Raw genomic sequence first — 23,868 nt, forward strand, 5'->3', positions numbered from 1 at the left:
TTATTTTCAGTTTATTCTGGCGCCTGAAAGTAAAATTTTTATTCTCTTCTTTTTCCGATAAAAAAACAGTAGTTCAGATTTATCTCAGGTATATATCTTCCTGTGTTTGCTGCAACTTTATCCAATAAACAATTGACATGAAAACAATGATACATAAAATAACGACGCTGGCAGCAGTAATTTTGTTTTGCTGCTCGTCGCTTTTGGCACAAACCGAACCTTACTCAAACAACTGGTACGTCGGCAATACAAAATCCGGCGAATGGATCAAATTTAAAAAAGTATGGTTGTCCGCCGGTCATTACCGGTTCACAACCCGTGCAGTGGCCGGTAACCCGGGCGCTACGGTGCATCTTGAAGTGAATGACGAAAGCCTGAAAAGCAATGTAGCCGTGCCCGCCAACAGCGCCCGCTCTTTCGAGTCGGTACACCTGGGGCACAAACAACTTGCCGAAGGTTACTACGATATAAAACTTGTATTTGAAACCGGCGATGTGAATTGCGACATGATTTTCATCCGCAAAGACGAAAGCGCTGCCGACAATTTCCTGCCGGACGATACAAAATACGAATTGAACTTCAGTCAGAAAATGCATACCTTGGCCATCGGCGGTGTTGCTACGGCCACCAAAGACTTGCTCAAAGGCAACGAGCACGGCGACGATGTTACATGGAAAAGTACCATTGATAATGAAATTTTCACCCGCAAGCAAGTAAACTCTTATGCCAAAGCATCCATGTATTCTTTCGATGTAGCCTATAGCCGCAATGCCGCCGACAACTACATTCAGGAGATGACCGAAGCAAAGGTACAGGTGATTTTTGCGCATGGACGCGGCGAACCGGTTGAAAATACCAAACAAATAGAAGACCGCGAGTTTAAAACAGGCCCGGGCGGATTGCCCCCTGCCGGTTTGAAATACATGGTGGAAGCCATCCAGCGCAACCCCTATGCCCGCAATCAGATGAAGGTGGCCTACTTTGTGGACAATGCTCCGCTGACCCTGGCCACACAAGCCAAATTTAACGGCGATTATGAGTGGGGAAATCCCGCACATCAACAGTTTATATGGGATTATGCCATCAAAAAATGGTATCAGACGATTCCACGCGAGATGCTTTATTTCACCCCTGACGGGAAAGTGCCCATGCAGTGGTGGACAGCCAATTCGCACCTGGATTACGGTAGCAGCGCCCATCCTCCCGGAACAAAAATATTGGAATTCTTCAAGTTTATAGAGCAGAAAATGAAAGAAGAGTTCAATTTGGACGTGGCATTTGTACTTGCCGATAATTTTTTTAGCCGCGACAGCCGGGCAGAGCTAAAAACGCTTGCATGGGGTGTACAGGGCTGGTTTACATGGGCCAAACTGCCTATTGAGATAGTGCAACATCCTACCAATGGCCGCAGGTTTGCCTTTGCGCTGAATGGAGGTCGCTTGCCTATGAGAGAGCAAGTTACAAGTACATGGGATCCGGAAACTAATTTACCGACACCTGCCAGGGAAGCAGCGCATTTTTCGTCCTTGTCAAGCGATGGCACAGATGCCATGATAAGGCCGGTGCTTAAACAGGGGCACCAGTATAATTGCGAATGGGTTGTATTGGAAGCCTGGAGCGACTGGCGCGAGGGTTCGACCTGGCACCGGAGCGGGCACAAGGAATATTTGTACCCCAACCAGTACATTTCGTTGATACGCGAATATGCCGACCGCAATTCGGGTTCCATCTTGCTGGAAGCGGAAGGTTGCGACGAATACAATAACACAACGCCCGGTAACCTGGGAGGCGCTTATCGCCTGGATTTGTACAAAGCCTCGGAAATAGACAAGGAATACATTGATGCAAACCTGGAGGTTGATCTCGATATTTTCCGCCCCTTGCATTCTTTATCGGCAATTGCAGGCCCCATTTATAATACGACGCTAGACAGACCGGCGATGAAAATAGCAGCCGGCTGGAAAGATGTTTGGGTAATCAGAGAGTCGGATAAAAGTGTTTGGTGCCACGAAATTGACGGCTACCCAGTTGTAGCTTGGCGTAGAGCCACCAATTCGCAGGCGCTGAAAGACCTGACCTTCTCAACCGATATGGTTTGGGCGATAAATAATGCAGGAAGCGTATTGTCAGCCAACCTGAACGGCCAACAAGCAACCAACACTGCTTCGAGCTGGACAAACCGGAACGAAGCCGGTATTACGATTGTTGACGTTGATGCAAGCTTGTCAACCGTGTGGGGCGTAAGTTCTGCCAACGAGGTGTATTACCGCAATTTGTCGGGTACACGTCCCTGGACGAAAGTATCGGGAGAATTGGTAAGCATTGCCGCCGACGAATCGTATGTGTGGGGTTTTGCACCCAACGGTGATTTGATGTGTATGCCGGCAAGAAGCAAGAGCGGATGGCGTAAGGTTGAAAATCCGTACAATGTAGTGAGAATAGATGCCGGTAGCGACGAAGTATGGGGAATAACTGCCGACAATAAGGTGTATCGCATCAGCTCGTCGGGATTAGGCCGTTGGCAATACGTGAACGAAGGCTTTAAGGAAGTATCAATAGGCATAGATTATGTATGGTTGCTTGATAAAGATGGAAAACCTTGGAAATACGCCATATACGGTTTTGAGGCAGCATCGGCTTTCCTGGAAACAGGAATAAGCGCCAATGTTCAGTTGTCCGATATATCCGTTGTAGCGCGTCCGAATCCGTTTATAAATCAATTGACAGTGGAAGTAAGCTCGTATGTAGCCGAAGACGCCGCATTAACCGTCCACGACCTGAATGGAAAACTGTTGGTAAGCCAAAGCTTTCAATTATACCAAGGTACAAATGCCATAGAGGTAGAAGGTATCGAAAAATTGACCTCGGGAGTGTATGTACTTTCGGTAAACGCTAAGTCTCAGACAATAAGGACGAAAGTTGTAAAAAGATAAAAAAAGGGTTTATATATAGCAGGGGGATTCTTTTAGATTTGTAACAGGAGAGTTATTCGCATACATATTTACAGGAATCCCCTTAGTTAAGTAAAGATGAATTATGAATAGAATTTGTGCATTAATACTGATACAGTTGATGTTCTGTTTGACGCTTCCGGCACAAACCGAGCCTTATTCAAACAACTGGTATGTAGGCAATACAAAGGCAGGCGAGTGGCTGAAATTCAAAAAGGTATGGTTGTCGGCGGGGCATTACCGTTTTACAACCCGTGCCGTTGCCGGTAGTTCCGGCGCCACGGTGCATCTCGAACTGAATAATGAGAGCTTGAAAAGTAATGTAGTTGTACCCACCAATGCTGGCAACGCTTTCGAGTCGGTGCATCTGGGGCACAAACAGCTTGCCGAAGGCTATTACGATGTAAAACTTGTATTTGAAACCGGCGATGTTAATTGCGACATGATTTTTATCCGCAAAGACGAAAGCACAGCCGATAACTTTCTGGCAGATGATACAAAATATGAGTTGAATTGGAATGACGGTATGCATACATTCGCCATCGGCGGATTTACAACCTCTACCAAAGATTTGCTCAAAGGCGCCGAACAGGGAGATAATGCAACCTGGCGAAGCAAAGATAACCTGACATTCACGCGCAAGCAGATTGAGTCGTACCTGAAACCATCTCTTTATGCCTTCAATATGGATTATACCCGCAACGCTCTTGACATCTACATTCAGGAACAAGTGGAAGCAAAAGTGGAAGTGATTTTTGCTCACGGACGCGGCGAACCAATTGAAAATACCAAACAAATAGAAGACCGCGAGTTTAAAACAGGCCCCGGCGGATGGCCGTGCAGTGCGCTGAAATATACGGTAGAAGCCATAAAACGGAATCCGTATGCCCGCGACCAGATAAAAATAGCCTATTTTGTGGACAATGCGCCGCTTATTTTGGCTGCACAAAGTAAATTCGGCAGCTTTGTTTGGGGAAATCCCGAACATCAACAGTTTATATGGGAGTATGCCGTCAAGAAATGGTACCAGACTATTCCGCGCGAGATGCTTTACTTCACCGAAGACGGAAAAGCGCCGATGCAATGGTGGACAGCCAATGCTCCGGCAGTATATCCCGAAGCAGGAACCCAGATAGTGGAGTTTTTCCAGTTTTTGGAACAGAAAATGAAAGAAGAATTTGATTTGGATGTCGCATTTATTCTGTCAACCTCTTTCTACGACCGCGATGCGCGAACCAAAGCTTATTCATGGGGTACGCAAGGCTGGTTCTCGTGGAGAAAGAATCCTCCTATCGAGATTGTAACACACCCGACCAATGGCCGCCGGTTTGCTTTTGCATTGAACGGAGGCCGCTTGCCGATGCTGGATCGTATCGACAGCTTTTGGAATCCCGATACCAATACGCCGGTATATGACGACGCCTTTTATTCGTCGTTGACCGCTGACGGCGATGCCATGATGAGGCCGGTGTTTAAACAGGGACATCAATATGGCGCCAAATGGATTGTACTGGAATCGTGGCACGACTGGGCGGAAGGTTCTACCTGGTACCGGAGCGATCACAAAGAGTACGCCTATCCCAACCAGTATATGTCGTTAGTGCGTGAATATGCCGACCGCAATTCGGGATCCATCTTGCTGGAAGTGGAAGGTTGCGATGAATATTACAACACAACGCCGGGCAACCTCGGCGGCGCTTACCGGCTAAACCTGTACAAAGAATCGGAATTAGACAAGGAATACATTGACGCCAATCTGGAGGTTGACCTCGATATTTTCCGTCCCTTGCATTCCTTATCGGCGATTGCAGGCCCTTTCTATACAACAAACGACAGACCGGCCACAAAAATAGCCGCCGGATGGAAAGATGTTTGGCAAATAAGAGAGTCGGATAAGAATATCTACTGCCACGAAATTGATGGCTACCCCGTTATGACATGGAGGAGAGCCAGCAATTCGCAGCCGGCAAAAGACATTACCTTTGGCAGCAACATGGTTTGGATAATCAATCAGCCGGGAAACGTGCTGTCGGCCAATCTCAACGACCAGCAGCCAACTACGCAGGCTACTGCCTGGACAAACCGGAACGAAGCCGGTATTACGATTATCGACATTGATGCAAGTATGTCAACGCTGTGGGGCGTAAGTTCCGCCAACGAAGTCTATTACCGCAATTTGTCGGGAACGCGTCCCTGGACGAAAGTCCCCGGAGAGTTGGTGAGCATTGCTGCAGACGAATCGTATGTATGGGGCTTTGCTCCTGACGGCGACTTGAAGTGCATGTCAGCTCAGGGCAGAAGCGAATGGCGCAAAGTAGAAAATCCGTACAATGTAGTAAGAATAGCTGCCGGTAGCAACGAAGTATGGGGGATAACCGCCGAAAACAAGGTCTATCGCATCAGTTCGTCGGGTATAGGCGGATGGCAATATGTGAACGAAGGCTTTAAGGAAGTAGCCATAGGCGTTGACTATGTGTGGTTGCTTGATACAGCCGGAAAAGCCTACAAATACGACATTTACGGTTTTGAAACCGCATCGGCTTTTGTGGGAACGGGAATAGAAAGCAGCGCCAGGTTGTCCGATATATCCGTTGTAGCGCGTCCGAATCCGTTTATAAATCAATTGACGGTGGAAGTAAGCTCGTATGTGGCGGAAGATGCCACAATCACCATCCACGACTTGAATGGAAAACTGTTGGCAACTCAAACTCTTGAATTATACCAAGGTACAAACGCCATACAGGTAGCAGGTGTCGAAAAATTGGCATCGGGAGTATATGTACTGTCGGTAAACGCTAAATCTCAGACAATAAGGACGAAAGTCGTAAAAAGATAAATAGAAAGCAATTAAAAGATTATTATAAATACTCCATTTAAAATCAAAAGATGAGAAAATTTGAAATGAAGAAAACATGGATTGCCGGACTTTTTTTGGCAATGATGACATGTAATCTGCAAGCAGCTACCGTGGAGGAGAATTTCGATAATTCTTCTACAGCCCTGTCTATCATAGGACGAGGCAATACCCGTATAGATGGCGGCGTGTTAAAATCCAGCGGTTCGTATGCCGTTTTTGGGGATACCAACCTGAAGAATTATAGGGCGACATTCAAAGCCCGCGCGCCAAAGGATGCCGAACAAGTGCAAATCTGGTTCGGATTCAGAGCCTATAACCGTTTCGACCGCTATGTGGTTGGTTTGAAAGGCGGCCTGCAGGACGACTTGTACCTCAGCCGCATGGGCTATATGGGAACAGACGAATTGATGAGCCTGACACAATTGGATTTTCATCCCGAAGTGGGAAAATGGTACGAATTCAAGCTAGAAGTTTGTGGTAACAGGATTCGTGTTTTCCTGAATAACGAAGCCTTGCCCCGTATTGATGTGGTGGATAAAAACAGCAACCTGTCTCCTTCCGGCGGTGTAACACTGGGTGGCGGCTGGATAGAAAACGAGTTCGACAACCTGAAAATTGAATCCTTGGAAGCCAATGCGCTTGAAGGTGTTTCGGATAAAGTTTATAGTGTAGTTGTTACTGCCCAACAAAAAGAAAATAAGCGTCAGGCAGAGCGCTCGGCCTATAAACCAATTGTTGTAAGTAGCTTAAATGCGGAAAGAACCGAAATCTCGTTAGATGGCAATTGGCTGTTCAAACCCGATTATGAAGCGAAGGATGGCGATCAGGCCAAGCTTGAAACGGCGGACAATAACTGGCACGTAATGAGTGTTCCCAACTTCTGGAACCCCATTCGCATCTGGTTGCATGGCGAAACAATGGGCAAATTTGCGAAAGGCGTTTCGGATACATATTATCAGAAAGAAACCGATCGTTGCCTGTCCTATACCTTCGACTACACAAAAACAAAAGCCGCCTGGTACCGTCAATGGATAGAACTTCCTGCCGGAATAGAAGCTAAAACCTCGGAACTGGTATTTGATGCCGTTTCTAAGATGGCCGATGTGTATGTCAATGGCCGGTTGGTAACAAAACATGTGGGCATGTTTGGTGAAATCAAGGCGGATATTTCGGGCTTGCTAAAACCCGGGAAAAACCTTGTGGCTGTATTGGTTACACGCGACAGCAAAGACAGCGACGGCAAACCCGATGTTCAACCCGATTACTACTCAATAGCTCGCCTGGATGAAGACCCCGAAAAAGCAAAAGAACTGGAGGCTGCCACAAATGTAACGAGCAAAGTGCTGAAAGATATTGCACACGGCTTCTACGGCGGCGATCCTGCGGGAATCTGGCAACCTGTATCTCTAGTAATCTCGAATTCTGTAAAGGTAGAAGATGTGTTCATCCATCCGGCTTTGGATGGCGCTACATTTGATGTTACGATAAAAAATCATTCCAATCAAAAGGCCAGATTCAATCTGTTGACAGATATAGTTGACTACACCACACAGGATTTGTTTTATAACGAAAATTCTGTCAGCAAAATAGAATTGAAACCCAGGGAAGAAAAAGTGGTAACATATACTGTCAAGGGGCTGAAACCCCGTTTATGGTCGCCACAATCGCCAAACTTGTATAACTTCAGGTTTAAAGCGGTTTCGGACAAGGGGCAAGCGATAGACGAGTTGGTTGTTCGTTCGGGATTCAGAACATTTGAATCGAAAAACGGATTATTCTACCTCAATGGACATCCTTATTGGCTGCGTGGAGGTAATCATACGCCTTTTGCACTGGCTCCGAACGACAAAAAACTGGCTGATAGTTTTTATCAGATAATGAAAGCCGGTAACATTGAGACAACACGTACTCATACCACTCCCTACAATAAATTGTGGATTAATGCCGCCGACGAAAACGGTATCGGCATAAGCCACGAAGGAACCTGGCCCTGGTTGATGATTAACTCGTCGATGCCCGACCAAAAGGTGATTGATATGTGGGCCGATGAATACATGACATTGTTGAAAAAATACAGGAACCATCCTTCTATCCTCTTCTGGACAATCAATAACGAAATGAAGTTTTACGACAACGAACCCGATTTGGCAAAACGGAGGCAAAAAATGGGCATCATATCGGAAGTGGTGAAACGCATGAGAAAAATCGACCCAACCCGTCCAATCAGTTTCGACTCCAATTACCGGCGCGATGTGAGGAAACAGGGCGCTGCTTTCTACGAAGGCCTCGATGACGGCGATATTGATGACGTACACTCCTACATCAACTGGTACGACCATACGGTGTTCAAGCAATTTAAAGGCGAATTCCAACGCGACCATAAAAATGCCGATCGCCCGTTAATCAGTCAGGAAATGTCAACCGGATACCCGAATAACGAAACCGGACACCCGACCCGCGCCTATACCCTGATTCATCAAAATCCGCAAACACTGGTCGGCTATCAGGCCTATGCCTTTGGAGACCCCAAAGCCTTCCTGAAAGTGCAGTCGTTCATCACAGGCGAATTGGCTGAAGCTTTGCGCCGCTCAAATGACAAGATGTCGGGAGTGCTTCATTTTGCGTTGCTCACATGGTTCCGCAATGTGTATGACGCCGAAACAATAGAGCCTTATCCTACTTATTATGCTATGCAACGCGCCTTACAACCTGTTTTGGCTACGGCTGAATTGTGGGGACGCCACTTTTATGCAGGCGATAAATTACCAGCCCGGATTTGCATTGTCAACGACCTCGAAAACGGAAGCGATTTGAAGCCAAGCATCCTTAATTGGCAGCTTGTAACCGAAACAGGCAACGTAATTGCATCGGGTAAACAGGCTGTTCCGGTGGTGAAACATTACGGTCGTTATTGGGTTACTCCCGAGATTAATATTCCGTCCAACATTCCGGCGGATAAAGTGAACGCCAAATTGAAACTTCGCCTGACCGAAGAAGGAAAGCAAGTATCGGTAAACGAATATGACATATTATTAGCGAAAAAAGATTGGACGCAAGTTGTTGCTCAGGGCAAGAAAATTGTTCTGGTTGACAATAAGAATACTGTTTCGGCGTTAAATTTAATAAATGTAAAATATGAAAAGGCAGCTGGCATATCTGCCGCATTGAAGGCGAAAGCCGACTTGGTAGTACTGGCCGGTTTGGGAAAAGACCCGAGCAGCGCCGAAATAAAGGAAATAAGAGATTACATAGCTAAAGGCGGTAAAGCGCTTATTCTGAATAGCGAAGATGCATCGCAGGCGATATTCCCCGAATACATTACAGGCTGGATTATTCCTACCGAAGGGGATATTGTGAATGTGGAAGTTCCCGAATCGCCTGTGTTTGACGACCTTGATTTGTTGGAGTTGCGTTACTTCAATAACAACAAAGACGAAGTCCCGACCGTATGCTATTCGGCCCTGAAAGTCAATAGAAACGAGCATGTGGAAGAGTTGGCCAATCAAACCAAGATTCACGGATATATCAACGGTGAGATGGAACAACGCTCGGAGCATGTGAAAACGATAAAAGGTTTTCCTGTCGTTAAAATTACCGATGGCAAGGGCAAGGCATTAGTATCCACTATGGCGCACGATAAAACAGCGACAGACCCTGTTGCAGGGCGTCTTTTGGCAAATATGATGAATGATTTGTTGAAATAAAAAATAGAAGCATAATGAAAAGGTGTTTTTTGGTTATATCAGTTTTAGTTCTGTCGGTTTCAGTTCAGGGCATTTTTGCTCAAAAAAAATATGACTCGTACCGGGGTTTGGTAATGGCCGGTTATCAGGGGTGGTTTAATACCCCTGATGACGGCGCCGACCGCGGATGGTATCATTACAAAGGGAAAAATGGCTTTAAACCGGGTTCGGCATCAGTCGATTTTTGGCCTGATGTGTCCGAATATCCCAAGACCTACAAAACCGAATTTAAGTTTAAGGACGGCAGTCCGGCATACACATTCAGTTCAAACGACGCTTCAACGGTGGATGTACACTTCCGCTGGATGCAGGAGTACGGGCTCGACGGGGTGTTTATGCAACGTTTTGTGTCGGAAATAAGGCGACCGAGCAGTAAAGCTCATTTCAACAAGGTGCTAAATTCGGCGATGAATGCTTCTACCAAGTACGAGAGGGCTATCTGTGTGATGTACGACCTGAGTGGTATGCGTCCCGGATACGAAAATACGGTGCTTAGCGACATTGACGAGATTGAAAAAACGTACGAAATGAAAGGGCGCGAAAAAGTACCCGGGTATCTGTATCAAAATGGGAAGCCATTGGTAGTTATATGGGGTGTCGGCTTTAACGACAAGCGCGCTTATGGCCTGAAAGAATGTGAGACCATTTTGGACGGCTTGAAAAACCGGGGCTACAGCGTGATGCTGGGAGTACCCACCCATTGGCGCGAACTGAATAGCGATACCACGCCCAACGAGGACCTGCACCGCTTGATAAAGAAAAGTGATGTTATAATGCCTTGGTTTGTAGGCCGCTATGACGAACAATCGTATGGCCGTTTTAAATCGCTGATAAAGAAAGACATCAGATGGTGCGAAAAGAATAAAATTGAATATGCTCCGCTGTGTTTCCCCGGATTTTCGTGGAGAAACATGAAAGGCCCCAATACCCGTCAGATTGACCGGAATGGAGGTTCATTCTTCTGGATGCAACTTTCGTCCGTGCTGGAGTATGGCGCAAAAATGATTTATGTAGCCATGTTCGACGAGATAGACGAAGGTACGGCCATCTTCAAATGCGCCAACAAAAGCAAGGTGCCTTTAAACGGCAACATGAAATTTGAAGGCATTGACGACAACCTGCCAAGTGATTATTATTTGTGGATGGTGGGCGAAGCCGGTCAGATATTGCGAAAAGAACAATCTTTGACACAATCAATTCCCCGGAGGAATTAGTTGGGTAGCGTATATTGCTGATAAAAGGGGTGCAGGACAGGGCAAACCTGAAAAATTACTGCTTATGCCTTCGGTAAAGTTGCTGATATGAGCAGGAGATTCCTCCCTTTGGTCGGAATGACTGTCTCCTTTTTGGGAGTAGGGAGTAGGAAGTGGCGGCGAAGCCGCTACTTCCTACTCCCTTAAACCACCAATAGGCGAGTCATTCCGACCAAAGGGAGGAATCTCATTCGTAACAGTAGTACTAAAATTTTTCATGCGTTTGCCCTAGGGTGCAGGACAATTGTTTTGCACCCCTTTTAATTTTTTCGGCATACAATAAGATAATTGAGCTGCAGTTATCCAAAACCTTTTGGGTAAAATGAATTTTATAGAAAAAACGCGCTGTTTTTCGTATTAAAATCCACAAAAACACCTATTAATTTCAATTTAAGAAATAATTAATACGTTGTTAATTCTTTTTTAAGGCATATTTTAATAGTGCAGTCCGTTATTTGCAATAAATTTAATAACCATGAGAAAAGTATTCGCATCGAAATTTCTAAGCGCTTTCATTTTTGTCCTGATTTCGGCCAAGCTCTTTGCCGGATCCGACAACCTGAAAGTAGATTGGAAAACTTACATGTCGGATTTCGATTTGGTTTGGAATAAATTACCGCAAAAACTTTGGGAAGCCCCGTTTATGGGCAATGGCCTGATGGGTAGCTACATGGTGTACGAACCAGCGCTAAATGCTTTCCGGTTCAATGTAGATAGGAGCGATGTGCACGACCACCGCCAAGGAGCAGCCGAATTATTCTGCCGTCCACGTCTTTTTGTGGGGCATTTTCTGCTGAAACCCCAAGGAAAGATTATCGGCTGCAACATGCGTACCGACATCTACAACGCCGAAACAACGGGCGAAATAACCACCGACAAAGGCGCAATAATATTCAAAGCATACATCCATACCGCCGAAATGGCAATGATTGTAGAAGCCACCGCCTCGGCAGCTGAAGAAGTAGCATGGGAATGGGTGTCCGGCTCCCCCAATTCGCCCCGTTACGATAAGCTCAAAGCATCGGGCGATAAATCGAAGCAAATAACCGAATATGTAGAAAATGCGCCCGCCGTGGTGGACAGCCAAAACAAAACGGCTCTGTTCTCGTATCTGGAAGGCGGTCAAACGGCTGTGAGTTGGGCTGTTACGAAAAAGAACAGAACGCAGGAGTTATACGTTGCCTGTTCGCATACTTACCCGCAGGATAACGCTTTGCAGCTTTCGCAGGATATTTTGTCGCGGGTAAAAAAACAGTCGGCATCCTCCTTGCAAAAATCGCATCGCAGTTGGTGGAATAATTTTTATAAAAGGAGTTTCGTATCCCTTCCCGATAAAAAAATAGAGAATTTTTACTGGATACAATTATATAAACTGGCCTGCGCCACCCGTTCCGACAGGGCAATGATAGATAACCTCGGCCCCTGGATGTCGCCGACTATATGGCCGGATATTTGGTGGAACCTGAATGCCCAATTAACTTATTGGACGACTTACCCCTCCAATCATTCCGATTTGTCGGCGTCTTTGTCGAATGCCGTTTTTACCAATGTGGACAACCTTATCAATAATGTTCCCGAAAAATATCGCCACAATTCAGCCGGATTGGGGCGTGCCAGTGCATTCGATCTGGTTTCTGCCGTAAAAGAAGCCGGTGGAGTAAAAGACGGCCCCGAATTGGGATTATTGACATGGGCTTGCCACAATGTTTGGCTGGAATACCGCCATTCGATGGACAGAACGATACTCGAAAAACTGTTTCCGGTATTGAAGCGGTCGATAAATTATTACATCCACTTTTTGCGGGTCGAAGACGATAATAAATACCATTTGCCCTCCAGCTATTCGCCCGAATATGGGAGCGCAGCCGATTGCAACTTCGATTTAAGTTTGCTGAAATGGGGTTGCCAAACCTTGTTGGAAGCCGATTCGATACTCGGAGCGAACGACCCCTTAAAGGATAAATGGAAAGACATTGCCGACAGGCTGGTCGATTTTCCGGCAGATGCCTATAAAGGCTGGATGATAGGGCGGAATGTTGCCTACGATAAGTCGCACAGGCATTATTCGCATTTGCTGATGGCTTTCCCGCTGTATGTCGTCAATCGCGACCAAGAGGGTGGGGCGGCGATGATAGAAAAGTCGGTAAACTACTGGCAAAGCCTTAAAGGCGCGCTCGAAGGCTATTCGCGGACAGGCGCGGCATCCTTGTATGCATCCATTGGAGACGGCAATACGGCGCTGAATTACCTGAACGAATTTATGGAAAAGTCCATGCAGCCAAATACTTTCTATCACGAAGGAACCAATCCGGTTATCGAAACGCCCTTGTCGGGAGCGCGTGCGCTGCTGGATATGGCTTTTCAGAGCTGGGGCGGCAAAATCAGGGTGTTCCCTGCCATTCCAACAACATGGAACGATTTCGCGTTCGATAATCTTCGGGCGGAAGGCGCATTTGATGTAAGCGCTGTTCGCAAGGATAGACTTACGCAATTTGTCAGGATATACAGCCATGCCGGAGAGCCCTGTGTTTTGGAGTGCAGATTTGCAGGAGACATCCGCCAGAAAGGGAAAAGAATACATGCTATTAAAAAGCTATCGAACAATGTATATGAAATAGACCTGAAAGCCGGAGAAGAAATTATACTGTACGACAATGCGGGCTTGAAAGACTTTGCGATTTCGCCCGTGCAGTCGGATTTTAACCGGAAAGTTTTCGGGCTCAATGACCAGCAGAAATTAAGGTAGAAATAATATATAAGTAATAATCACATTCAAATGAAAAGAAGTATCATTTTATTTATCAGTTGTCTGATCTGCGTTTGTTCTTTTGCTCAAAGGAATCCAACTGATTATTGGAATAACAGATTAAAAATTTCGGCTTACAGGCTGCCACCGCCACCTATTGGGTACAAACCAAAACTGGTTGACCTCACGGGCGACGGCAAACCGGATGCTATTTACTCCATTACCCGCGACAGCATTCCTGTTCTTTGGATTGACGACGATGGAGACATGACTTGGGACGATTTGGAAGGAGATACCGATAACGATTGCCTCCTGATTGACCGCAACCGCGATGGCGTATATGGCGGACAGGGCGATTTTATTGTGGATTGGGTGGATACCGATAACGATGGAAAAGCTGATTTGCAAATCATTGTGGAATATCCGAAGGAAAGAACCGGCGAAGTATGGCCCAACGGTCATTACATGGTGGTATTCGATACCGACCACGACGGCATATTCAATTACATCAATTGGAACAATATGAACATAGATAGTTGGGCGAAATCGGGAATTTGCGACTTCCTGCCCGATTACAGCGGCCAATCGGCTTTTGTCAAAATACATACTTCCACCTACGACATGAAGGATTTGAGGCTGAACTGGGAAAATCCTTTCTTGTTTTACGACAAAGACGGTGATGGCCTTTCCGAAATGGCTATCCGCCTGGTCGATTCTCCCGAAGTGAAAGATAAAACCCAGCCTTCAAACAGCTATGTCAACCGCCAGTTGGAAGGTGAAATAGACTGGGTATCTATCGGTATTGATATAGACAACGACAATGCGCCCGGCAATGAGTTCGATTTCGATATGACGCTCGGATTTCAGGGTAAAGGCTTCAGCTATATGGATCAGGTGCATAAAATCAAGAACCTGAGAGGTTTGCCCGCAGCCGACAAGTTTTTCATGGATCCCCGCTGGAGGCAGTTGGACGAACTTATTTACGCCGACCACGATAACGCTTGGAACCTGATATTCAACAGGGGCCAATGGAACAGAGTAAATTTTGTGTTCGACGAAGATGACGACAATAACCGCTGGGAACGCGTGGAATTTTACGACCCGAAAGACCCCTTCAAAGTGGGTTGGAATGCCGGTGGCATCGACAACAACAAGCAATCGGATGCAACCGGAGACCGTGGCGAATGGGACATGGATAATTCCGGCGGAGGCAAATTGTATGTAAGCAAATTTGATGGGCGTTTGCACCTGTATGGCGCCGAATGGGGATGCTGGCGGATAGACCAGAACACCGAATACTACGAAGGTTGGGACAGAATGTGGATGGGATTGGACAGAAACCCCAAGAACTTCGCCACCGTTAAATACACCGATAAGGATAACAACGGTTTCCTCGATTACATAGAATACGACATGGATGGAGACTTCAAGTTTGAAACCACGATTGACTTAAAAGCCTTGGGCATTGACGACCGTTGCGAGTTGATTGATGTCTCGAAGTTTGAGTATGAAAATTTCACCGGTCTGATGTCCAAAATGGCGGACAATATACAGGATAATGCGTTGAAAGCTGTTCGTGTGGCCGAAAAGTATAAGCTGAATACCTCTTGGTATGCCAAGTGGAAGCAGGTTTCTTCTGTTCGCGAAAAATACCACAAAGGCTATTGGCTGCAATATTACCTGTACAAGGATTTAGAAGACTTGTTCCTGCGAAAAGGCGATAAAAAATTGCTCGAACAACTTTCCAAAGCCTATTATGGCGGAAACTGGGATTTATTGTTGAATTAATAAAAATAGAATAAAGTGCTGTTTATGAGAAGTATAAATAAAGTTATTGTTAGTTTATTGCTATTGATTTTTTTCAGTCCGGTCTATGCGCAGAATACGAAGCAGGGAGATGATACCTATTTCTTCTCGCCGGAAGATATACAGAATATAAAGTTATCGGCCAAAACCGATTGGGGAAAAGTCATCATCGACTCCCTGAAGTTTCAGGTGGACGACCGCCGGAAACATTCGCTGGTGGCGCCTGCACACGAGGCGGGACATATTCACAGTTTCTTTTGCCCCGTGCACAATGTATATTTCGATTTCGACTGGGAAAGCCCCGAGAAACATTATTGCCGCTTTTGCGATAAATATTACAGCGACGAACGGAATAACTGGGCCTGGATTGCCGAGTTAAACAACCGCAATTTAACTTACCTCACCGCATCAGCCTATTTGTATCTGGCAACAGGCGAGGCAAAGTATGCCAAATACATCAAAGACATGTTGCTGGACTATGCCGACAAATATCCGGCCTACAAAGTGCACGATAAAGGCATGACGAATGTCGATTTTAGAAACAGCGCCAAAATGTATGCCCAAAGCTTGGACGAAGCCGTTTGGTTCACCGATGCCTGTCGCGCCTATGGAGCCATAAAATCGACTTTGAGCAAGAAAGAAATTCAGAAACTGGAAACCCAACTGTTCCGCGAAGCAGCTAACCTGTTGTTGGAAAGACCCGGCGGCGGTAACTGGCAGGTATGGAACAACAGCGGCCTGGCGGCTGTGGGTGTTGCGCTGAATGACGATTACATTATCAAAAAAGCGATTGAAGACCCTCAACGCGGCTATCTACGCATGATGAATAACGAAACAAACCGCGATGGCTGGTGGAGCGAAAATTCGCCGAATTACCACTTCTTCCCGTTCAGGGCGATGGCGCTGACTGCCGATGCTGTTCGTTGCAAGGGCTACAATTTGTTTGATGAGAAGCTCGAAAATATGTTCCTTGGCCCCATATACGGCATTTATCCCGATATGATGCTGCCTTCGCACAACGATGGCTGGTATGGCGTTAGCTTGCTGGATCATGTAAAACTGTACGAAACAGGATATATCCGCTACAAAAATCCGGTGTTCCTGAAAACATTGCAAGCTTGTTATGGCATAATAAAAAGGCTCGAACCGGAAGCCCTGCTGACAAACACCGATATAAAAAATTCGGGAGAGCATTTCGATTTGAACAGCTACATCTTGGGGCAAACCGGATTTGGCGTTTTGAGAAGCGGAAAAAACTCGGTGGTATTAAAATACGGCCCTTCGGGTGGCGGACACGGGCATCCCGATAAGTTGTCGATAACCGTCCACAACGGCAAATCGGAGATAGTTCCCGATTTGGGAACCAGCGCTTACGGCGTACCCGATTACCTGAAATGGTACAGAAAAACGCTTTCGCACAACACGGTAACAGTCGATTTTAAAGACCAGAAACCTACAACGGGCGAACTGATTTATGCAGAACCCACAGCGATGGAAGTTTTCACCACCAAAGCCTATCCGGGAGTTGAAATGCGCCGGTCGGTATCCTTAAACGGGAATACGATAAAAGACAAATTCACCTGTACTTCCGACTCGGTTCATACCTACGATTATGTGCTTTTGTTTGTTGAGCTTCCGAAAATTGAAGGCGCATTTCAAGCGGCTACACTCAACGAATCGGAGGCTTATGAGCGGATAAAGGACGTAAAGAAAGCGGTGTTGAATAAATCTTTTATGCTGCAAACAAGCACGGCAAAGATAAATTTCACGGTCGATTCAGCGGCTCCCTTCGAGGTGTTTATCGGCGAGGCATCGGGTATTCCGCCAACAAATCCGAGTATGAAAACAATTACCGGTTCGGAGAAGAGACCGGTTCAACCCTGTTATCCGCTGATAATAAGGACGAAGGATAAAAATATGAAGATTTCATCGGAATGGAATATCCTGTAAAATAGAGCCAATGAATAACAGTCGTATATATAGATTAAGCATTTCATTATTCTTTCTTGGATGTGTGTGTACACTCTTCGGACAGGACAATGGAACTAAAGGCGCGTTACCCGATTGGGCGATAGGCCCTTTTGTTCGCCCTGCCGGAGTGAATCCGGTGATACAGCCAAACACAGCATCCACGTTTTTCTGCCCGATGCGTCAGGAGAATGTGAAATGGGAAGAAAGCGACGCCTTTAATCCTGCTGCTACGCTGAAAGGGAATAAACTGGTTGTGTTGTACAGAGCCGAAGACAACTCGGCGAAAGGTATTGGTCAGCGGACTTCCCGTATTGGATACGCCGAAAGCAAGGATGGCTTGAAAATGAAATTCCGGTCGGCTCCGGTATTCTTTCCGGCAGACGATGGAGCTAAGGACATTGAATGGACGGGTGGATGTGAAGACCCGCGCGTTGCCGTAACAGAGGACGGAACATACCTTATGTTCTACACTGCATGGAACAGAAAAACGGCTCGTCTGGCCGTTGCCACATCCAAAGACCTGATACATTGGCAAAAACACGGCCCTGCTTTTCAGCAGGCATACAATGGGCGTTTCAAGGATTTATTTTGCAAATCGGGTTCAATACTCACCGAGCTTAAAAACGATAAGCTGGTGATTACAAAAGTCAATGGCAACTACTTTATGTATTGGGGCGAGCATCATGTTTATGCGGCTAGCTCTTCCGATTTGATAAATTGGGAACCCGTTTTGGACGACAATAATAACCTCCGTGTTTTGGCTGCCCCGCGTAAGGGCTATTTCGACAGTTCGCTCTCGGAATGTGGGCCGCCTGCATTGCTGACCGATAAGGGTATCCTTTTGCTTTACAACGGAAAGAACGGAAAACACAACGAAACAGGTGATGCCGAATTTCCGGAAGGAGCCTATTGTGCCGGACAACTATTATTCGATGCAAAAGACCCCTATAAAGTAATTGACCGGTTAGACAAACCGTTCTTTTTCCCGCAGGAGGACTTTGAAAAAAGCGGACAATATGTGCAGGGAACGGTCTTTATCGAAGGGCTGGTCTATTTTAAAAAGAAATATTATTTGTATTACGGTTGTGCCGACTCCAAAGTGGGAGTGGCGATTTATGACCCGAAGAAGAAATAAAGTGTGTGTGCAAAAATAGCTTAATAAACAATCAATCAATATATTATATGCAATCAATCTGTTGTGAAAAAGGAGAACTGATGAAAAAAATTATTTCTGTTATCTTATTGTTGGCTTGCTTCTCCGCCTATGGCATAGCGAAAGAGAAAGCATCCTACACCGGCTATGTCGATCCGCTAATTGGTTCGGATTCGCATGGGCACGTTTTTGTTGGCGCCAGTGTGCCTTTTGGCGGAGTACAGCTGGGGCCGTCCAATTTTTTTAAAGGTTGGGACTGGTGTTCGGGCTATCATTACGGCGATAGCGTGATAATCGGTTTTTCCCATCTACACCTGAGCGGTACGGGAATCGGCGACTTGGGCGATGTGCTGATTATGCCTTACATGGGCGATGTGAAACTGAATAAGGGTATTGAAACCGAGCGTTTCAGCGGCTATTCGTCGCTGTATCATCATGCCAACGAGACCGCCAAGGCCGGTTATTACAAGGTAAAGCTGGATGATTATGGCATCAGCGTAGAGCTGACCGCTTCGGAGCGTGTCGGTTTTCATCGCTATACTTTTCCCGAAAATGGAAAAAACGCCCGTGTTATTATCGACCTGAAGGAAGGCCTCAACGACCGGTCAACCGACACTTATATTCAGAAAGTGGATGAATACACTATTGTCGGTTACCGCGCTTCGTCGGGATGGGCAAAAAGGCAGAAAGAGTACTTTGCACTAAAATCTTCGGTTCCGCTCAGCGATTTTGCCATTTATGACGAGGCAAAGTTGATAGGAGGCAAAGAAGGCAGTGGAAAAGCAATAAAGGCCTTGATTTCCTTTGCAAAAGCGCCTAAGAATCTGCAGTTTAAAGTAGGACTTTCGCCGGTTAGTACCGGCAATGCCTTGGCAAATATAGCGGCAGAAGTTCCGCATTGGGATTTTGAGAAAGTGAAAAACGCCGCCGTTGAAAAATGGAACAAAGAACTGGCAAAAATAGAAGTGGAGACGAAAGACGAAGCTACGAAGCGGATTTTCTACACTTCCATGTTCCATGCCATGATACATCCTACCTTGTTTAACGACCATAACGGCGACTATTGCGGCGCGGACAGCGCTGTTTACAAGGCTGCCGGTTTTCAGAATTACTCGGTTTTTTCTTTGTGGGATACCTACCGTGCGGCACATCCGCTTTATACACTCACAAACAGAGATAAAGTGGCTGATTTTGTGAACAGTATGCTTGCCATATTCGACCAGACCGGCAAACTCCCTATTTGGCACCTGATGGGCTATGATACCGGTACAATGGTGGGCATAAGCAGTTTTGAGGTTATTTCGGAGGCTTATATGAAAGGCATTAAGGGCTTTGATGCAGAGAGAGCATTCAATGCCCTGAAAACCACAGCGATGAGCGACATTCGCGGATTGGATTACGACCGCGATTTCAAGGCCATTCCTTCGGATGTGATGAAAAATCGTCCGGTGGCTACGGCGCTCGAATATGGTGTCGGCCATGGTTGTATAGCTCAGATGGCCAAGAAGATGGGCAAGGAAGCCGATTACCAATACTTCAAGAAACGCGCCGAAAACTATAAGTTGTATTACGACAAACAAACAGGTTTTATCCGCGGAAAGATGGAAAATGGAGACTGGAATCCCGTTTTTGACCCCTTGAGTTCGGTAAAACCCTGGGCGCTTGATTATGCCGAAGGAAATGCCTGGCAATATTTGTGGTTAGCCCCACAGGATGTTGAAGGCTTGGTGGAACTATTGGGTGGGGAAGAAACCTTTATCAAACGCCTGGATACTTTCTTTACGCTCGAACCAAGTGATAAATCGACTGTATTGGTTGACCTGACCGGTATTATCGGGCAGTATGCGCACGGGAACGAACCGAGCCACCACATTGCTTACCTGTATGCCTACGTGGGACAGCAATGGAAAGCCGCCGAAAAAGCCCGCTACATCATGAAGGAATTTTATACCGACAAAAAGGATGGCATTATTGGCAACGAAGATTGCGGACAAATGTCGGCCTGGTATGTGCTTTCTTCGTTGGGATTCTATCCGGTGTTTACCGCTTCGGGCGATTATGTGCTGGGTAGCCCCTTGTTCGATAAAGCGACAATTAACCTTGATAACGGGAAAAAATTCACGGTTGAAGCCGTCAACAATAGCGCCGAAAATATCTATATCCAGTCGGTTGAGCTGAACGGAAAAGCCTGTCCGAACACCTATATATCGCACACCGACATAATGAACGGAGGTTTGCTGAAAATAAAGATGGGTAACAAGCCTAATCGCGATTTTGGAAAAGCGAAAAGCAGTCGCCCCAAATCGTATAATTAATTAGAAATAGAAACAGAAAATCAGAAATATATGAAAAAGGTATTGATAATTATTTTGGCAGTATTGTTCTCTGCCGATATTTTTTCGCAAAGCGCTATTCACCGCGAAGATATAGAGTGGTTGGATGTTTGGGTATCCAACACCAACAAAAAAGATTTACCCCGGGCGCTGTTGATTGGAAATTCGATTACCCGCTCGTATTACAAAGAGGTGGAATCGCAGTTGAAAGGAGTGGCTTATGTGGCGCAACTGGCAACATCCAAGTCCTTGGGCGATCCGGCCTTGTTGCAGGAAATTGCGCTGATTCTGAAAAATACGCCCTTCGATGTAGTCCACTTCAACAATGGCTTGCACGGATGGAAATACACCGAAGACGAGTACCGGGCAAGTTTTCCCGAGATGCTGGACATTATCCGCGAAAATGCGCCGAATGCCAAACTTATCTGGGCGTCGTCAACGCCTATTCAGAAAGACGACCTCAATCAGAACCGGACAATGGACCGAATCAGGGCGCGCAACATGATAGCGCTGGAATGCATTGAAGGTCAGGGTATTGTTGTAGATGATTTGTTCACGGTAGCAAACGCGCACCCCGAATACTACGAAGGTGGCGATGGCGTACATCTGGCGCCTGTTGGCGTGAAAGCCATCGGAACGGTAGTGGCGAATGTGATAAAGGAAGTAATAAAATAATCACCTCCCCTCAACCCCCTCCAACAGAGGGGGAGGTTGGAGGGGGCTAAAAATGAAATGAATATGAAAAGAGCTAAGTCAGTGTTTATCTCTTTGTTTGCGAGCGTATTTTTATTGTCCTCGTGCAATGGGAAAAAATGTTCGGACGAGAAAAGTCCGGTAGATTATGTCAATCCTTACATCGGTAATATCAGCCACATGCTGGTGCCGACTTATCCAACCGTGCATTTACCGAACAGTATATTGCGCGTTTATCCCGAACGCAGGGAATTTACTTCGGGTCAGGTGGCCGGATTGCCGGTTATTGTAACCAGCCACCGCGGTAGTTCGGCCTTCAACATCAGCCCCATAAACAGTACATCGGGCAAAGTTGAGGCGGTTAAATACTACACCTACGACAACGAAAAAATAACGCCTTACCGTTATTCGACTTACTTGGACGAAGAAAATGTGAGCGTTGATTTCGCACCCTCCAATCAGTCGGCGGTGTATAGCATTGTTTTTGAAAAGACAGGCGATAATACCTTGATACTGAATACACACAACGGAGCGCTTCAATACGATGCGAATGGCGTATCCGGTTATCAGATTATTGACAGAGGGCCTACTCAGGTGTATTTGTATCTGGAAACAGAACAAGCGCCTGTCAAAGTAGGAGTTGTATCGGATGACAATACCATCGATTACACGCAGAAGTCCGTTGAGGGAAGAAAGAAGGCTTTGGCGCTGTCGTTCAACGAAAGCACGGTGAACCTTCGTTACGGTATTTCTTTTATCAGCAGCGAGCAGGCTAAGAAAAACCTGAGCCGCGAAATTAAGACATACAGCGTGGACGAAGTAGCCAGAGTTGGTCGGGATATATGGAACGAAACCTTGGGAAAAATTAAGGTTGAAGGAGATAACGAAAACGATAAGGTGGTCTTTTATACTTCGCTGTACCGGACTTACGAACGGATGATTAATATTTCGGAAGACGGCAGGTATTACAGCGGCGTTGACAATGCTGTTCACGATGACGAAGGCATTCCTTTCTATACCGACGACTGGATTTGGGATACATACCGCGCAACTCATCCGCTTCGTATATTGATTGAGGCCGAAATTGAACGCAGTATGATTAATTCGTACATCCGCATGGCACAGCAAACCCCCGAAGGTTGGATGCCGACTTTCCCCGAAGTAACAGGCGATAGCCACCGGATGAATGGCAATCATGCCGTTGCCGTAATTTGGGATGCTTATGCAAAAGGCTTGCGGGGTTTCAATCTGGAAACTGCATACAATGCCTGCAAAGGCGCTTTGACCGAAAAATCCTTACTGCCTTGGAAACGTGTTTCCAATACCGAACTGGATGTATTTTATAACGAAAAAGGCTATTATCCTGCCCTGAAAGAAGGTGAAACGGAATACATTGCAGAAGTAAATCCGGGCGAAAAAAGACAGCCCGTTGCTGTAACTTTAGGTACGGCCTACGACGATTGGTGCCTTGCCCAAATAGCGAAAGAACTGGGTAAAGAAGCTGATTATCAGTATTTCCTCAAACGGTCGTACAACTACCGGAATTTGTATAACGCCGAAACAGGCTTCTTCCACCCCAAAAGCAAGGATGGCAATTTTATCACGCCATTCGACTACCGTTTTTCGGGCGGACAAGGTGCAAGGAATTATTACGACGAAAACAACGGTTGGACTTACCGCTGGGATGTTCCTCACAATCCTGCCGATTTAGTGAATTTGATGGGAGGCCCTCAGAATTTTGTGAAAAACTTAGACCAGACATTCATCGAACCGCTTGGTAGAGGCAAATCGGCATTTTATGCACAGTTGCCCGACCAAACAGGTAATGTCGGCCAATTCTCAATGGCTAACGAACCCTCGTTCCACATCCCGTATTTATACAATTATGCCGGAGAACCCTGGAAAACGCAAAAAAGAATCCGCTCCTTGCTCAAACAATGGTACAGAAACGACCTGATGGGCGTTCCCGGTGATGAAGACGGTGGCGGTATGACTGCATTTGTTGTTTTCTCGTCCATGGGATTCTATCCGGTAACTCCCGGTTCGTCAACTTATAATATTGGCAGCCCACTGTTCAAAAATGTGAAAATGACATTGAGCAGTGGAAAGATAGTTGAAATAGAAGCTCAAAATTGTTCCGATGAAAATAAGTACATCCAGTCCGCAACACTCAATGGCAAAGAATGGAACAAACCCTGGTTTAGCCAGACTGATATTGAAAACGGCGGAAAACTGGTACTTGTGATGGGCAATAAAGCAAATAAAAGCTGGGGATCGGCTTTGGCGGATGTTCCACCTTCGGCAGAACCTTTAAAATAGTTTTAACTTGGCTGATGAAGCTGTCTCGAAAGTCTTTTTGAAC

The 23,868-nt window shown here is 46.1% G+C and carries 11 protein-coding genes; all 11 read left to right on the plus strand.

Annotated elements, in window-relative coordinates; translation table 11 throughout:
* Positions 1 to 137 precede the first annotated feature (137 nt).
* The 11 genes from ACYPWY_RS00990 (at position 138) to ACYPWY_RS01040 (ending at position 23,825) form a co-directional block, all read left to right on the plus strand.
* Positions 138 to 2,933, plus strand: coding sequence for a DUF5010 domain-containing protein (locus ACYPWY_RS00990; protein ID WP_459683443.1), 2,796 nt, complete (start codon positions 138 to 140; stop codon positions 2,931 to 2,933).
* A gap of 103 nt (positions 2,934 to 3,036) precedes the next feature.
* Positions 3,037 to 5,787, plus strand: coding sequence for a DUF5010 domain-containing protein (locus ACYPWY_RS00995; protein ID WP_459683445.1), 2,751 nt, complete (start codon positions 3,037 to 3,039; stop codon positions 5,785 to 5,787).
* A 50-nt stretch (positions 5,788 to 5,837) separates the two neighbouring features.
* On the plus strand, positions 5,838 to 9,512 hold the full coding sequence (locus tag ACYPWY_RS01000) for a glycoside hydrolase family 2 protein (RefSeq protein ID WP_459683447.1): 3,675 nt from the start codon (positions 5,838 to 5,840) through the stop codon (positions 9,510 to 9,512).
* Positions 9,513 to 9,526: 14 nt separating this feature from the next.
* Complete coding sequence (locus ACYPWY_RS01005; protein WP_459683449.1) at positions 9,527 to 10,765, plus strand: glycoside hydrolase family 71/99-like protein; 1,239 nt, start codon at positions 9,527 to 9,529, stop codon at positions 10,763 to 10,765.
* A 514-nt stretch (positions 10,766 to 11,279) separates the two neighbouring features.
* Positions 11,280 to 13,550 carry a glycosyl hydrolase family 95 catalytic domain-containing protein gene (locus tag ACYPWY_RS01010; protein WP_459683450.1) on the plus strand — a complete coding sequence of 757 codons (2,271 nt, stop codon included), beginning with the start codon at positions 11,280 to 11,282 and terminating at the stop codon, positions 13,548 to 13,550.
* Positions 13,551 to 13,580: 30 nt separating this feature from the next.
* Positions 13,581 to 15,338 (plus strand): hypothetical protein, encoded by a 1,758-nt coding sequence (locus ACYPWY_RS01015; RefSeq protein WP_459683452.1) that lies wholly within the window; start codon positions 13,581 to 13,583, stop codon positions 15,336 to 15,338.
* Between the two features lie 24 nt (positions 15,339 to 15,362).
* Positions 15,363 to 17,306, plus strand: coding sequence for a heparinase II/III domain-containing protein (locus tag ACYPWY_RS01020; RefSeq protein ID WP_459683453.1), 1,944 nt, complete (start codon positions 15,363 to 15,365; stop codon positions 17,304 to 17,306).
* A 10-nt stretch (positions 17,307 to 17,316) separates the two neighbouring features.
* Positions 17,317 to 18,462 carry a glycoside hydrolase family 130 protein gene (locus tag ACYPWY_RS01025; protein WP_459683454.1) on the plus strand — a complete coding sequence of 382 codons (1,146 nt, stop codon included), beginning with the start codon at positions 17,317 to 17,319 and terminating at the stop codon, positions 18,460 to 18,462.
* Positions 18,463 to 18,542: 80 nt separating this feature from the next.
* Positions 18,543 to 20,795: a GH92 family glycosyl hydrolase gene (locus tag ACYPWY_RS01030; RefSeq protein ID WP_459683455.1), complete on the plus strand. Its 2,253-nt coding sequence runs from the start codon at positions 18,543 to 18,545 to the stop codon at positions 20,793 to 20,795.
* Positions 20,796 to 20,825: 30 nt separating this feature from the next.
* The gene (locus ACYPWY_RS01035; protein ID WP_459683457.1) at positions 20,826 to 21,488 is read left to right on the plus strand and encodes an SGNH/GDSL hydrolase family protein; all 663 of its coding nucleotides are present in this window, start codon (positions 20,826 to 20,828) and stop codon (positions 21,486 to 21,488) included.
* A 63-nt stretch (positions 21,489 to 21,551) separates the two neighbouring features.
* Entirely contained in the window at positions 21,552 to 23,825 is a 2,274-nt protein-coding gene (locus ACYPWY_RS01040; RefSeq protein WP_459683458.1) for a GH92 family glycosyl hydrolase, read from the plus strand.
* The last annotated feature ends 43 nt before the right edge of the window (positions 23,826 to 23,868 follow it).

Source organism: Viscerimonas tarda, assembly GCF_054601255.1.

What these genes read in the sequence shown, in the direction of transcription:
- ACYPWY_RS01005 (WP_459683449.1), top strand. Translation starts at nt 9,527, where the DNA reads ATGAAAAGGTGTTTTTTGGTTATATCAGTTTTAGTTCTGTCGGTTTCA.
- ACYPWY_RS01030 (WP_459683455.1), top strand. Translation starts at nt 18,543, where the DNA reads ATGAAAAAAATTATTTCTGTTATCTTATTGTTGGCTTGCTTCTCCGCC.
- ACYPWY_RS01035 (WP_459683457.1), top strand. Translation starts at nt 20,826, where the DNA reads ATGAAAAAGGTATTGATAATTATTTTGGCAGTATTGTTCTCTGCCGAT.
- ACYPWY_RS01025 (WP_459683454.1), top strand. Translation starts at nt 17,317, where the DNA reads ATGAATAACAGTCGTATATATAGATTAAGCATTTCATTATTCTTTCTT.
- ACYPWY_RS01040 (WP_459683458.1), top strand. Translation starts at nt 21,552, where the DNA reads ATGAAAAGAGCTAAGTCAGTGTTTATCTCTTTGTTTGCGAGCGTATTT.
- ACYPWY_RS01015 (WP_459683452.1), top strand. Translation starts at nt 13,581, where the DNA reads ATGAAAAGAAGTATCATTTTATTTATCAGTTGTCTGATCTGCGTTTGT.
- ACYPWY_RS01010 (WP_459683450.1), top strand. Translation starts at nt 11,280, where the DNA reads ATGAGAAAAGTATTCGCATCGAAATTTCTAAGCGCTTTCATTTTTGTC.
- ACYPWY_RS01000 (WP_459683447.1), top strand. Translation starts at nt 5,838, where the DNA reads ATGAGAAAATTTGAAATGAAGAAAACATGGATTGCCGGACTTTTTTTG.
- ACYPWY_RS00990 (WP_459683443.1), top strand. Translation starts at nt 138, where the DNA reads ATGAAAACAATGATACATAAAATAACGACGCTGGCAGCAGTAATTTTG.
- ACYPWY_RS00995 (WP_459683445.1), top strand. Translation starts at nt 3,037, where the DNA reads ATGAATAGAATTTGTGCATTAATACTGATACAGTTGATGTTCTGTTTG.
- ACYPWY_RS01020 (WP_459683453.1), top strand. Translation starts at nt 15,363, where the DNA reads ATGAGAAGTATAAATAAAGTTATTGTTAGTTTATTGCTATTGATTTTT.